The sequence below is a fragment of the Massilia sp. AB1 genome (genome assembly GCF_018119385.1).
Classification (GTDB): Bacteria; Pseudomonadota; Gammaproteobacteria; order Burkholderiales; family Burkholderiaceae_D; genus Telluria.
This window is the reverse complement of record NZ_JAGKSG010000024.1, coordinates 1-12,189: the sequence shown is the minus strand read 5'-3', so window position 1 is coordinate 12,189 and position 12,189 is coordinate 1. Positions and strand designations below refer to the sequence as shown.

Genomic DNA, 12,189 nt, shown 5'->3' with positions numbered 1-12,189 from the left:
GCCGGCGCAGGCTTTTATGCGTCCAGCGGCGCCAGCTGGGCCAGGTAGACGTTGACCGCGGGCTCGCTGGGCGCCAGGCTGGCCTGGCGATCGAAGCGCAGGCCGAGCTTGAGCAGCAGGCCGATCGAGGCCGCATTGGCCGGCGAGGTGATGGCCACCAGGCGCCGGATGCCGAGGGCGCGCGCATGGCCCACCACGCCGCGCCCCGCTTCCAGCGCATAGCCCTGGCCGCGCCAGCGCGGCAGGAAGGCGTAGCCGATGTCGACGTCTTCCAGGCTGTCACGCTTGATCAGGCCGCTCAGCCCGACCGGCGCGCCATCCTCGAGCCTCTCAACCACATACAGCGAGTGCCCGCGCAGCGCGTGCATGGCGAGCGGCCCCTCGCGCAAGGCACGCCGGGCGTCGTCCACGGTGCGCAGGCCGCGGTCGCCGATGTGCGCGATGAAATCGGGATCGTTGACCAATTCCAGGTAGAAATTCGCGTCGTCTTCCTGCATGGTGCGCAGGCGCAAGCGTTCGGTGCGCAGTATTTCCATTATTCGTCTGCTGTCGGCCAGTGGTCCGGGTCCTGGAGCAACTGGTACATCACATAGGCGTCGACATAGCCCAGCCGCTTGTGGCGGAACGCCTTGGGCAAGGTGCCGACGATCGAAAACCCCAGCCGCTTCCACAAGCGGATGGCGGCGGTATTCGTGCTCACCACATGGTTGAACTGCATCGCCAGGTAACCCTGGCGGCGCGCCTCGTCCAGGCTGTGCTGGCCCAGCATGCGCCCCACGCCGACGCCTTGCGCCGACGGGCTCACCATGTACGAGGCGTTGGCCACGTGATGGCCGCGCCCGGCCTGGTTCGGCACGAGCCGGTACATGCCCAGCAAGCGCGTATTGTTGAGGGAGGCCACATAGCTTTGCACGCCCGGCCCGAGCCAGTAATTATGCCCGGCTTCGCGCGACGTGGCGGTCGTAAACGTATAGCTTTCACCTTGGGCGACGTGGGCGCAGAAGATGCTCCACATCGCCTCGAAATCGGCTTCTTGGGCGGGACGGATCTGGATGTCTTTCACGGCAGTCAGCGGAGGTTACCGAACAGGAAAGCCGCCTATTCTGCACCAAACTGCCGGGAATTTCACGTATCGTGCGCAGATCGTGATTCCTGGCGGAAATCGACAAGTCCTGGCCTTTCTGGCAAGATCAGGCGCGAGTGCGCGCGCGGCCCTTCCGCCACCACCCGGCCGCGCCGCAGCACCAGGCGACGGGCCGCCCGCAGCCGGATCGCCTCCACTGTCGAGCCCGCATCGAGCACGACCAGGTCGGCATGGCAACCCGGCCGTAAGCCATAGTTTTCAAGACCGAGAATACGGGCCGGCGTCTCGGTCACCGCCAGGAAACACTGCTGCATTGCCTCCAGCCCCGTCATCTGGGCTACGTGCAGGCCCATGTGCGCCACCTCCAGCATGTCCCCCGAACCCATGCCGTACCAGGGATCGAGGACGCAGTCATGACCAAAGGCAACGTCAACCCCTGCGGCCAGCAGTTCCGGCACCCGCGTCATCCCCCTTCTTTTGGGATAGGTATCGTGCCGGCCCTGCAAGGTGATGTTGATGAGCGGATTGGCGATCGCGGCCACGCCGCTTTCCGCGATCAGGGGCAGCAGCTTGCTCACGTAGTAGTTGTCCATCGAGTGCATCGAGGTCAGGTGCGAGCCCGCCACCCTGCCCTGCAGGCCCAGGCGCAGGGTTTCTTGGGCCAGCGTCTCGATGTGGCGCGACAGCGGATCGTCGCTCTCGTCGCAATGCATGTCCACGCGCAAGCCCTGCTCGGCCGCGAACTCGCACAGCAGGCGCACCGACTCCGCGCCCTGCGCCATGGTGCGCTCGAAGTGCGGGATGCCGCCCACCACGTCCACGCCCATGGCGATGGCGCGGCGCAGGTTGGCGAAGGCGGTGGGGCTGCGCAGGACGCCGTCCTGGGGAAAGGCCACCAGCTGCAGGTCGAGGTAGGGCGCGACGCGGCGGCGCACTTCCAGCAGGGCTTCCACCGCCAGCAGGCGGTCGTCGCAGATGTCGACGTGGGTGCGGATCGCCAGCAGGCCGCGCGCGACGGCCCAGTCGCAATAGCGCATGGCGCGCTCGACCAGCGCCTCCTGGGTCAGCTGGGGCTTGAGTTCGCCCCATAGCTGGATCCCTTCGAGCAGGGTGCCGCTGCGGTTCACGCGCGGCAGGCCGTAGCTGAGCACGGCATCCATGTGGAAGTGGGCGTCCACGAAAGGCGGGCTGACCAGGTCGCCCTCGGCGTCGATCTCGCTGGCGCCTTTGGCGGGAAGCCGGGCTTCCAGGACGGCGATACGGCCCTGGTCGATGCCGATGTCGATACCAGTCCTGCCGTCCGGCAAGGTAGCGTTGCGAATCACGAGATCCATGCTCACTCCTTCTCTTGGGATAGCCGATTGTAGCGATTTTGCAGCAGAGCTGAAGCTGATTTAATGCATATGAAAAATACATGCTGCTTCGCAATATTACCCATAGCAAATACCTTGATATTGTGCGTTGCAACACCGCCAAATCGTGGATACACTAGATATATTGCAGTGCGCCATAATTTGACCGACAAGGAAATCACATGACTTCACTTCCCGAGCAATTGACCGCAGCACGCACCGCCCAGCTGGAGGCGCAATTTGCCCTGTTCCGTTCCGTGACCAAGCAAGCCCTCGACAACGCCAGCCGGGTCCTTGCCCTGAACATCTCCACCTCGCGCGACTCGGTCGAGCGCTCCTCGCAAGCCGTGCGCGAGCTGTTCACCGCCACCAGCCCGCAGGATTTGCCGACCTTGCAGCAGGCCCTGCGCAGCCACGCCGAAGAACAGTTCCGCAGCCTGTTCACCTATGGCCGCGAACTGTTCAGCATTGCCAGCGGCGCCCAGTCCTATGCCGTGCGCGGTACGCAGGCTCCCGCGGCCCTGCCCGCCCCAGTGCCGGAAGCTCAGGAAGCCCCGGCCGTCGCCGAGACCATCCCCGAACCGGTCAAGGCGGAGGCGCAAGAGCTGGCCGCCTACGTCCAGGAACACATCGAATCGAAGGAACCGGCCGTGGTCGCCGAGACCATTGACGTGGTCGACGAACCGGCGCCGGTGGCCGAACCGAAGCCGATCGCCAAGGCGGCCGGCAAGGGTGTGCCGAAGGCCGCCGTGGTGCCGCATCCGCTGTCCGCGCCGGTCCCCGAGAACGACGCCGTCGAGCTGCCGAAGATCGAGCCGGCGCCTGCCCAGGGCGGCAAGCGCCGCAAGTAAAAGCGGACGCGACCGGCGCTGCAGCGCTCTTGCAAACCTACTACACTAGCGGGCTTCGGCCCGCTTTTGTTTTTCGGGCAGCATTCTAGGAATTTCAATGAGTCTGGCAAGGCTGATCGGCGACTTCGTGCGCCGGCACTGGCAATCCTATGCCTCGTCGGCGGTGATGCTGGCGGGCGTGGCCCTGTGCACGATCCTCATTCCGCGCAAGGTGGGCGCCCTGATCGACGGCCTGGCCGCGCACAGCCTGGACCAGCACGCGCTGCTGGTGGGCCTGGCCCAGCTGCTCGGCCTGGGTGTCGCGATCTACGTGCTGCGCGTGAGCTGGCGCATCCGCCTGTATTCGGCCGCCTACAAGCTGGGCGTGGAGCTGCGCACCCGCCTGTACGCGCGCCTGTCCAGCCAGGGCCCAGCCTTCTACCAGCGCCAGCGCACCGGCGACCTGATGGCCCTGGCCACCAACGACATCGACGCCATCGAGATGGCGGCCGGCGAAGCCATGCTGGCCGGCTTCGACGGCACCCTGACCCTGCTCATGGTGCTGGGGATCATGACCCTGGGCGTCGACTGGCGCCTGGCCGCCATCGCCCTGCTGCCCTTCCCGCTGATGGCCTATGCCTTCTGGCGCATCTCGAGCCACATCCACACCGCCGAAGCCGACGCCCTCAAGCGCTTTTCCAGCCTCAACGACCACGTGCAGGAATCGCTGTCCGGCGTGCGCACCCTGCGCGCGCTCGGCCTGGAACAGCGCAGCGCCCAGCAGTTCGCCGAGCTGGCCGGCCACGCCTCGGCCGCCAGCCTGGAAGCCAAGAAATGGGAAGCGGCCTACGAGCCGGCGGTGGGCCTGACCCTCACCGCCGCCACCGGCCTGACCCTCGGCCTGGGCGGCTACCTGGTGTGGCAGAACGAACTGACGGTGGGCGCGCTCACCAGCTTCACGATGTACCTGGGCCAGCTGATCTGGCCGATGTTCGCGGCCGGCTGGGTGCTGTCCCTGGTCGAGCGCGGACGCGCCGGCCTGGCGCGCCTGCAGCCCCTGCTCGACGCTCCGCTCACGGTCGAGGACAAGGGGACGCTGGAGGAAGTCGGCAAGGGCGCCCTGAAACTGGACCAGGTGAGCTTCGCCTATCACGAACAGGAGAAGCCGGCGCTGGACAAGGTCTCGGTCACGCTGGAACCGGGCCAGACCCTGGGCCTGGTCGGCCCGACCGGCGCCGGCAAGTCGACCCTGCTGCGGGTGCTGCTGCGCCAGGCCACGCCGCAGGCGGGCCGCGTCACCTGGGCCGGCCAGCCCCTGGAGGCGTATCGTTTGAATGCGCTGCGTGCGGCCACCAGCTGGGTGCCGCAGGAATCCTTCCTGTTCTCGGCCACCATCGCCGAGAACATCGCGCTGGCCCGGCCCGGCGCTTCACGCGCGGAGATCGAGCAGGCCGCGAAGATGGCCGCGATCCACGACGACATCCTGCGCTTCCCGCAGGGCTACGACACCCCGGTCGGCGAAAAGGGCATCACCCTCTCCGGCGGGCAGCGCCAGCGCGTGGCGATCGCGCGCTCGCTGCTGGCCGACAGCGCCCTGCTGCTGCTCGACGACGCCCTGTCGGCGGTGGACACCGGCACCGAGACCCGCATCCTCGAGCACCTGGCCGAACTGCGCCAGGCCAGGCCGGAGCGGGCGGCGATCATCGCCAGCCACCGCCTGTCGGCCGTGGTCGGGGCCGACCGCATCATCGTCCTGCGCGACGGCCGCATCGTCGAAGCCGGGACCCACGACGAACTGCTCGCATTGGATGGCTGGTATGCCAGCCAGTGGCGCTACCAGCAACTGGAGGCCAGCCTTGAAGCCAGCTGACACGAAAGCGACCGACATGCGCGTGCAGGCCAGGCGCGCCTTCGGGCTGCTGCGCCGCGCGGCCGACCCGGAGCGCCGCCACTTGTATTGGGCCGTGCTGTGGCTGTCCCTGGCGGCCCTGCTCGAAGTGGTCGGCCCGATCATGGGCAAGGCCCTGATCGACGACCACCTGCTGCCGCGCGCGCTGGACTGGCCGCGCATGGCCCTGCTGCTGGGCGGCCTGGTGGTGACCGGCTGGCTGTCGTCCTGGATCCGCTACCTGCAATTGATCCGCCTCTCGGGCGTGGCCATGCGCTCGGTGCAGCGCCTGCGCGAATGGGTTTATGGCCACGTGCTGCGCCTGCCGATGGCCTTCTTCGACCGCGCCATCACCGGCCAGCTGGTCAGCCGCGTGACCAACGACACCGAGGCGGTCAAGACCCTGTACATCCAGGTGCTGTTCGTGATCCTCGACAGCAGCATCGTCCTGGTCGGCACCATGATCGCGATGGCCTGGCTGGACTGGCGCCTGATGCTGATCGTGCTGACCCTGGTGCCGGCGGTGCTGGGCATCGTCTGGCTCTACCAGCGCCTGTCGGCGCCGGCGGTGACGAAGGCGCGCGCGCTGCGCAGCGACATCAACGGCCAGATGGCCGAGTCGATCGGCGGCATGAGCGTCCTGCAAGCCAGCAATGCCGAGGCGCGCTTCGGCGAGCGCTTCCTGGGCACCAACCGCGCCCACTACACCGCGCGCCTGGCCGAGCTGCGCGCCAACGCCCTGCTGCTGCGTCCCGCGCTCGACCTGCTCAACGTGGTGCTGCTGGCTGTGGTCATCTACGGCTTCGGCCAGCGCCAGATGAACGCGGTGGAAGTCGGCGTGCTGTACGCCTTCATCAGCTACATCGCGCGCGTGGTCGAGCCGCTGATCCAGATCACCATGCAGTTCAGCGGCCTGCAGCAGGCCGTGGTCGCGACCTCGCGCGTGGCCGCCCTGCTCGACGAGGAAGGCGCGCCGGAACATGCGCCCGGACGCGCCGGCACCCAGGCCTCGGCCGACCCGCACGCGCCCGCGGTGCGGGTGCGCCACCTGGGCTTCGCCTACGTGCCGGGCCAGCCGGTGCTGCACGACCTGTCGCTGGACATCCCGCAAGGCGCCTTCTTCGGCATCGTCGGCCATACCGGCAGCGGCAAGTCGACCCTGCTCTCGCTGCTGCTGCGCTACTACACCGCGGACCAGGGCAGCATCGAGATCGGCGGCCTGCCGCTGGCCAGCATCGGCAACGAGCGCTTCCGCAACGAAGTCGGCCTGGTGCCCCAGGACCCCTTCATCCTGGCCGCCAGCGCGCGCGAGAACATCGACATGGGCCGCGGCCTGCCGATGGCGCGCATCGAGGCGGCGGCGCGCGCCGCCCATGCGCACGGCTTCATCGCGGCGCTGGAACAGGGCTACGAAACCCAGCTGGGCGAGGGCGGCTCGCGCCTGTCCTCGGGCCAGAAGCAGCTGGTGGCGATCGCGCGGGCGCTGGCCGGCGAGCCGCGCATCCTGCTGCTGGACGAAGCCACCTCGCGCATCGACAGCGCCACCGAGCAGGTCGTCCAGCAGGCGCTGGAAGAATTGCGCGGCAAGGTGACCATCATCGCGATCGCGCACCGCCTGTCCACCATCCGCGAGGCGGACCGCATCATCGTGCTGAACCACGGCCGGATCGCGGAAGCGGGTCCGCACGAGGAACTGATGCGGATCGAGGGCGGGCTGTACCAGCGCCTCTACCTGCTCCAGCAGATCGCGGCCCAGTAGGCGTGACAAACCGCGTATTTTCCGGTGCGCGGGATTCGCTATGCTGTAGCGATGAAAACAACATCCGTCTTTTGGCCTAGCCTGGCGGCGGCGATCGCCACGCTGGGCGTGGCCATCCACCTGGCCGCGATCGCGGGAGGACCGTCCTGGTACGCCTGGTTCGGGGCGCCCCCCGTGATCGTCGCATCCGCGCGCGCAGGCACCTGGCTGGCCCCGGCCAGCGCCGCCGCCATCGCCGCCCTGATGGGCGTGTGCGCCGCCTATGCCTGCTCGGCGCTCGGCGTCGTGCGGCGCCTGCCCTGGCTGCGCCCCGTCCTGGCCGGGATCGCGGCGGTCTGCCTGCTGCGCGCGCTGGTGCTGGTGCCGCTGGCTCTGCGCCACCCGGAACTGCGCACGGCCTTCGAGATCGGCGCCGCCCTGGTGTGGGGCTGCGCAGGGATCGGCTTCGTGGCGGCCTTCCTGCGTGCCGCGACACCCGCCGGCCTGCGGGCGCAGCAGGGGCGCGCCTGATGGGCATCGCCTTGTCCTGGGTCGCCGTAAAGGGGCTGGAGCCGGACGAGGTCCTGTCCCGGCTGGAGCTGGCGCATACGGACGAAGAAAGCAGCTATCCCTTCGACGGCGTCGTCGCCCATCCGCTGCCGGACGGCGCCTTCCTGGTTGCGGCGCGCGGCTGCGGGCACCGCATCGTCCGGGCCGACAGCATGGCCAGGCTGTCCGCCGCCTGCCAGGCCCTGTCCTGCGACATCGAGGAACACGCCGGCTTCGTCGCCAGCGCGCTGTGGGAGGACGGCCGCCAGGTGTGGGAAGTGCGCTACGAGAGCGACGACGATCCCGAGAACATCTTCTGCAAGGGGCAAGTGCCGGCGCGCGTGCACGAATTGCTGGCGCAGGTGGAGCCGATGGACAGCGAGAACTTCGAGGGCCATTATCATATGGACATCCCGCTCATCCTCGCCAAGGAATTCTCCGGCTACCGCCACGACGAGGACGACACACGCTTCGAGGCCACGCCCTTCGAGACCCTGAAGGACTTGCGCGGCAAGACCAGCTGGTGGCGCTCGCTGTGGCAGTGACGGCCCCTGTCCTGTTTGACAGCGTTTGTGTGGTTTTCGTGACGCCGTGGCCAAGCGTACGCACGCTGCCGGGCCCTGCTCCACTATACTGTCGGCCGGCAATCCGGAGCGCGCACGCCCCGGCAATGGCCGGCCCCATGAACCCGATAAAGCACGACGGAAGTCCACGCAATGCACGCTGAACCGCTTTCCCAGAAGCTCCGCTCCCTGGTCCGCTCCCTCCCGCCCACCGGCATCACCCTGAGCGACCTGATCCACCGTGTCGGCAGCGAAGGCCTGCTGATCCTGACCGCCCTGCTGACCCTGGTGTTCCTGATCCCGATTTCCATTCCCGGCGTGAGCACGGTGTTTGGGGCCGCCATCCTCCTGATCGGCGTGAGCCGCCTGTTCGGGCGCGAGCTGTGGATTCCGTCCAGCCTGAAGCACCGCCATATCGCCACCAAGAAGCTGCGCCCGGTGCTGCGCAAGGCCCTGCCCCTGCTGTACAAGCTGGAAAAGGTGAGCCGCCCCGACCGCATCCATTGGCTGGTGAAGGACGGTCCCATCCAGCACCTGAACAACCTGGCCCTGATCCTGGGCGCGGTCCTGCTGATGATGCCTTTCGGGCTGATCCCGTTCAGCAACACCTTCCCGGCCGTGGCATTGCTGTTCTTCGCCATCGGCCTGCTGCAGCGCGACGGCGTCTGCGTGCTGCTGGGCCACATCAGCAATGTCCTCACCATCCTGTATTTCGCCTTGCTGATCGGCGGCGGCGGCCTGGCGGCGCGCGAAGTGTTCGGCCGCCTGGCCGGCTGAGTGGGCGCGCCCTCCACGCTGTATTTCCTGCCGGGCGCGCTCGGCCGGACGGAGTTCTGGCGCCCCGCGTCAAGCTTGCTGACCCACCCCGCGCGACAGGTGCACGTGAGCTGGCCCGGCTTCGGCGGCGCGCCAACCGACCCAGGCATTCGCGGCCTCGACGACCTGGCCTCCAGGCTGCTGGACCGGATCGACGGACCCAGCGCGCTGGTCGCGCAATCGATGGGCGGCGTCGTCGCCCTGCTGGCAAGCCTGCGCAAGCCAGAGCTCATCACCCACCTGGTGCTGACCGCGACGTCCGGCGGCTTGCCGATGGACTCCCTGGGCGCCCAGGACTGGCGCCCTGCCATCCGCGCCGCCCATCCCGGCTTGCCGGACTGGTTCGCCAGCTACCGGCAGGATCTCAGCGCCAGCTTGCCCGAGCTGCGCATTCCGACCCTGCTGCTGTGGGGCGACGCCGATCCGATCAGTCCCCTTCGGGCCGGCGAGCGCCTGGCCTCCCTGCTGCCGCAGGCGGAACTGCAGGTCTTTCCCCATGGCGAACACGATGTCGGCTGCGCTTTCGCCGCGCAGGTGGCGCCACTCATCGACCGGCACCTGGCTCTACGCTGCTGAGTTCTTGCCCAGCCGCGGCGAGACCGATATCATCTTCGCTCCCCGCCACGCACAGGAGCACGATGAGCCGCACAGGACGCCTTTTCCAATTGATGGACGCGCTGCGCGGCAACCGGCGCCCCGTGACGGCGGGCGCGCTGGCCGAGCAGCTCGGCGTGTCCGAGCGCACCATCTACCGCGACATCAAGGCCCTGGCCCAGCTCGGCGCTCCCGTGGAGGGCTCGGCCGGCGTCGGCTACATGCTGCGCACCGGCTTCTTCCTGCCGCCGCTGATGTTCGACAGCGACGAACTCGAAGCCCTGGTGCTGGGCGCGCGCTGGGTGCGCCACCAGGGCGACGCCGCGCTGAGCACCGCCGCCGAACGCGCGCTGGCCAAGATCGCCACCGCCACCCCGCGCGACCTGCGCGACCACATGGCCGACACCAGCCTGTGGGTGCCCGCCGGGCCGGAGCCGACCGGACCCGATCCCTTCATCCAGCCCGCGCGCGAAGCGATCCGCCACCAGTGCAAGCTGCGCATCGACTACCGCGACGAGCAGGCCGCGGCCTCGCAGCGCATCGTCTGGCCCTTCGCCCTGGCCTTCTTCCAGGGACGCCGGGTGCTGGCCGCGTGGTGCGAACTGCGCGGCGCGATCCGCCACTTCCGCATCGACCGCATCGTGCAGGCCGAGCCGAGCGGAGAACGCTATCCGACGCCGCGCCACCAGTTGCTGCGCCAGTGGCGCCAGGAGTGCGGCATCGAGGAACACTCCTGACAGGATCTGTCAGCGCCTTTGCTTAGCATTGCTGCATCCAACCTGAAGGAGACAGCAATGCAGCTCTACTACCATCCCTTGTCGTCCAATTCGCGCCGCGTCACCATGGCGGCCGAGCACCTGGGCCTCGCCCTCGACCTGGTCGAGATCAACCTGGGCAACGAGGGCGACCGCCGCCGCCTCGAGGAGATGAATCCCAACAGCAAAGTCCCTGTGCTGGTGGACCAGGACCTCGTGCTGTGGGAGTCGTGCGCAATCATGCAGTACCTGGCCGACCGGACGCCGGGACAGACCATCTACCCGCAAGCGCCGGTGGCGCGTGCGGACGTGCACCGCTGGATGTTCTGGGCCTGCCAGCATTTCTCGCCGGCGGTGGGCGTGCTCACCTGGGAAAACGTGTGGAAACGGATCGTCGAAGGCGGCCAGCCGGACCCGGTCGAGCTGGCGCGCGGCGCCGCCGACCTGCACCGCGCGGCGGCGGTGGCCGATGCCCATCTGGCGCAGCGCCGCTGGCTGGTCGGCGACACGGTGACCCTGGCCGACTACGCGGTGGCGGCCCCGCTGATGTACCTGGTGCAGGCGCGCCTGCCGCTGGAGACCTATCCCAACCTCCTGGCGTGGTTCGCGCGGGTGCAGGAACTGCCGGCCTGGCGCCACACGACGCCGGTCTGGTGATCAGCCGGGCCGGCTGAAGTTGAAACAGCCGGCCGGCACGGCGGCGCCGCTCACCAGCATGGCCCCATGCCGGTACAGTTCCCAGCGCCGCGCGTGCGGCACCGCCGCCACGACCACGGCCATCTTCCGGTCGCTCCAGACCAGGCGGCCGTCGACGGCGTCGAGTGCGGCGAACACTTCCCGCGGCGTCGCGCCGGGACGGAAGACCACGGTGGCGCTTGAACCCAGGCCGTCAGGCGGCTGCAGGGCCCAGGCGCCGGCGCCGCCGGTGGCCGCGCTGAGCAGCAGCATGGCGGCCGCCGAGCCGCGCAGCTCCGGCCCGCCCCGGCGCATCAGCTTCCAGCCAGCCAGCAGCGGCAGCACGCCGAACACGGCCAGCCAGGCCAGGTCCCACAGCAAGGGATCGTCGCTGTCGACACGGATGCGGTGGATGCCGAGCAGCCAGTGCGACAGCACCGCGTCGACCAGGTGCCAGGCGCCGAAGCCGGCCAGCACCGCCCCCACCAGTGGCCAGCCCCAGGCCACGCCCGTGCTTTGGCGCGCGCGCCACAGGCCCCAGAGGCCGGCCAGCGCGACCGCATACATCAGGAGGTGGAAGTAGCCGTCCCACAGCACCTGGGTGCGCAGGTCGTCGATCCCGCGCACCAGGCTGAGCAGGTGATGCCACTGCAGGATCTGGTGCAGCAGGATGCCGTCGAAGAAGCCGCCGAGCGCGAAGCCCAGCGCCGCCGCCCACCTTGCCCAGCTCGATTTCCACATTGCATTGCCCCCTCTGCCATGCGCGAGGTGCCAGTATAGTGAAGTCGTTTTGGCCGCGACGCGGGCTTGCGCAAACGGCTTACGCGCTGCGCCGGCTCCACGCGTAGCCCAAGCCGAGGGCCGCCAGCCCCGCCGCCAGGATCGTCCCTGCCGACTGCGCCGTCGCTGCGCCATTGAAGCCGACCACGTCCAGCATCGGCATCCCGCGTGCGTTCACCGCCACGTACAGGCCGAACAGGAACAGGCCGAGGAACAGGCGCGGCGTGCGGCTCAGCAGGCCCAGCAGCGAGGCGAAGGCGGCGAGCGCCGCCACGCCGCCCACGACCGCGGCCGCCCGCTCGGGCGCATCCGGCAGCCAGCGCAGTGCGGCAATGCCCATGAACATCCAGCCCAGCACGGCGGCGGCCAGGAACTGGCGCAGGAAGCGGCGCCGGGCGCCGCCCGGCACGGCGGCGCCCAGGTCGTCGCAGCCTGCCGCGAAGTCGCGCGTCGCGGTGTCGCTGATGAACACGCCCCAGAACGCGACGCAGGCCAGCACCAGGCCGGGCAAGACCGGCGCCGGCAGCAGCGCGCCCGCCCCCCAGGCCCCCCCCCCGGCGGGGCG

General features: G+C 69.1%; 13 protein-coding genes and 1 pseudogene. 9 read left to right on the top strand and 5 right to left on the bottom strand.

What is annotated here, in order from left to right; genetic code table 11:
* Positions 1 to 14: 14 nt before the first annotated feature.
* From J8847_RS14795 to J8847_RS14785, 3 genes are all read right to left on the bottom strand, one after another.
* A complete protein-coding gene (locus tag J8847_RS14795) occupies positions 15 to 536 on the bottom strand; it encodes a GNAT family N-acetyltransferase (protein ID WP_211525483.1) in 522 nt (173 codons plus the stop codon).
* Positions 536 to 1,063, bottom strand: coding sequence for a GNAT family N-acetyltransferase (locus J8847_RS14790; RefSeq protein WP_211525482.1), 528 nt, complete (start codon positions 1,061 to 1,063; stop codon positions 536 to 538). The genes J8847_RS14795 and J8847_RS14790 overlap by 1 nt, the downstream gene beginning before the upstream one ends.
* 62 nt (positions 1,064 to 1,125) lie before the next feature.
* Positions 1,126 to 2,418 carry an amidohydrolase family protein gene (locus J8847_RS14785; protein ID WP_211525481.1) on the bottom strand — a complete coding sequence of 431 codons (1,293 nt, stop codon included), beginning with the start codon at positions 2,416 to 2,418 and terminating at the stop codon, positions 1,126 to 1,128.
* 200 nt (positions 2,419 to 2,618) lie between these two features.
* Here J8847_RS14785 and J8847_RS14780 point away from each other — a divergent pair, with 200 nt between their 5' ends.
* The 9 genes from J8847_RS14780 to J8847_RS14740 all read left to right on the top strand — a co-directional run bounded on the left by J8847_RS14780 (position 2,619) and on the right by J8847_RS14740 (position 10,826).
* Positions 2,619 to 3,287 (top strand): phasin family protein, encoded by a 669-nt coding sequence (locus tag J8847_RS14780; RefSeq protein WP_211525480.1) that lies wholly within the window; start codon positions 2,619 to 2,621, stop codon positions 3,285 to 3,287.
* 97 nt (positions 3,288 to 3,384) lie between these two features.
* Entirely contained in the window at positions 3,385 to 5,136 is a 1,752-nt protein-coding gene (locus J8847_RS14775) for an ABC transporter ATP-binding protein (RefSeq protein WP_211525479.1), read from the top strand.
* A gap of 16 nt (positions 5,137 to 5,152) precedes the next feature.
* The gene (locus J8847_RS14770) at positions 5,153 to 6,913 is read left to right on the top strand and encodes an ABC transporter ATP-binding protein (RefSeq protein ID WP_211525527.1); all 1,761 of its coding nucleotides are present in this window, start codon (positions 5,153 to 5,155) and stop codon (positions 6,911 to 6,913) included.
* Positions 6,914 to 6,964: 51 nt separating this feature from the next.
* Positions 6,965 to 7,423 (top strand): hypothetical protein, encoded by a 459-nt coding sequence (locus J8847_RS14765; RefSeq protein ID WP_211525478.1) that lies wholly within the window; start codon positions 6,965 to 6,967, stop codon positions 7,421 to 7,423.
* The gene (locus tag J8847_RS14760) at positions 7,423 to 7,986 is read left to right on the top strand and encodes a hypothetical protein (RefSeq protein WP_211525477.1); all 564 of its coding nucleotides are present in this window, start codon (positions 7,423 to 7,425) and stop codon (positions 7,984 to 7,986) included. Before J8847_RS14765 ends, J8847_RS14760 begins: the two co-directional genes overlap by 1 nt.
* Before the next feature lie 171 nt (positions 7,987 to 8,157).
* Positions 8,158 to 8,781 (top strand): exopolysaccharide biosynthesis protein, encoded by a 624-nt coding sequence (locus J8847_RS14755; protein ID WP_211525476.1) that lies wholly within the window; start codon positions 8,158 to 8,160, stop codon positions 8,779 to 8,781.
* The gene (locus J8847_RS14750) at positions 8,782 to 9,396 is read left to right on the top strand and encodes an alpha/beta fold hydrolase (protein WP_211525475.1); all 615 of its coding nucleotides are present in this window, start codon (positions 8,782 to 8,784) and stop codon (positions 9,394 to 9,396) included.
* 62 nt (positions 9,397 to 9,458) lie between these two features.
* Positions 9,459 to 10,151 carry a YafY family protein gene (locus J8847_RS14745; RefSeq protein ID WP_211525474.1) on the top strand — a complete coding sequence of 231 codons (693 nt, stop codon included), beginning with the start codon at positions 9,459 to 9,461 and terminating at the stop codon, positions 10,149 to 10,151.
* 57 nt (positions 10,152 to 10,208) lie between these two features.
* Entirely contained in the window at positions 10,209 to 10,826 is a 618-nt protein-coding gene (locus J8847_RS14740) for a glutathione S-transferase family protein (RefSeq protein ID WP_211525473.1), read from the top strand.
* On the opposite strand, the gene J8847_RS14735 is transcribed toward J8847_RS14740, so the two are convergent.
* Entirely contained in the window at positions 10,827 to 11,585 is a 759-nt protein-coding gene (locus tag J8847_RS14735; protein WP_211525472.1) for a DUF2243 domain-containing protein, read from the bottom strand.
* 79 nt (positions 11,586 to 11,664) lie between these two features.
* Positions 11,665 to 12,189: pseudogene (locus J8847_RS14730) on the bottom strand (hypothetical protein); the annotation flags it as partial.

Coding starts and splice junctions, on each gene's coding strand:
- J8847_RS14795 (WP_211525483.1), bottom strand. CDS start 536: ATGGAAATACTGCGCACCGAACGCTTGCGCCTGCGCACCATGCAGGAA.
- J8847_RS14785 (WP_211525481.1), bottom strand. CDS start 2,418: ATGGATCTCGTGATTCGCAACGCTACCTTGCCGGACGGCAGGACTGGT.
- J8847_RS14780 (WP_211525480.1), top strand. CDS start 2,619: ATGACTTCACTTCCCGAGCAATTGACCGCAGCACGCACCGCCCAGCTG.
- J8847_RS14775 (WP_211525479.1), top strand. CDS start 3,385: ATGAGTCTGGCAAGGCTGATCGGCGACTTCGTGCGCCGGCACTGGCAA.
- J8847_RS14770 (WP_211525527.1), top strand. CDS start 5,153: ATGCGCGTGCAGGCCAGGCGCGCCTTCGGGCTGCTGCGCCGCGCGGCC.
- J8847_RS14765 (WP_211525478.1), top strand. CDS start 6,965: ATGAAAACAACATCCGTCTTTTGGCCTAGCCTGGCGGCGGCGATCGCC.
- J8847_RS14760 (WP_211525477.1), top strand. CDS start 7,423: ATGGGCATCGCCTTGTCCTGGGTCGCCGTAAAGGGGCTGGAGCCGGAC.
- J8847_RS14755 (WP_211525476.1), top strand. CDS start 8,158: ATGCACGCTGAACCGCTTTCCCAGAAGCTCCGCTCCCTGGTCCGCTCC.
- J8847_RS14745 (WP_211525474.1), top strand. CDS start 9,459: ATGAGCCGCACAGGACGCCTTTTCCAATTGATGGACGCGCTGCGCGGC.
- J8847_RS14740 (WP_211525473.1), top strand. CDS start 10,209: ATGCAGCTCTACTACCATCCCTTGTCGTCCAATTCGCGCCGCGTCACC.
- J8847_RS14735 (WP_211525472.1), bottom strand. CDS start 11,585: ATGTGGAAATCGAGCTGGGCAAGGTGGGCGGCGGCGCTGGGCTTCGCG.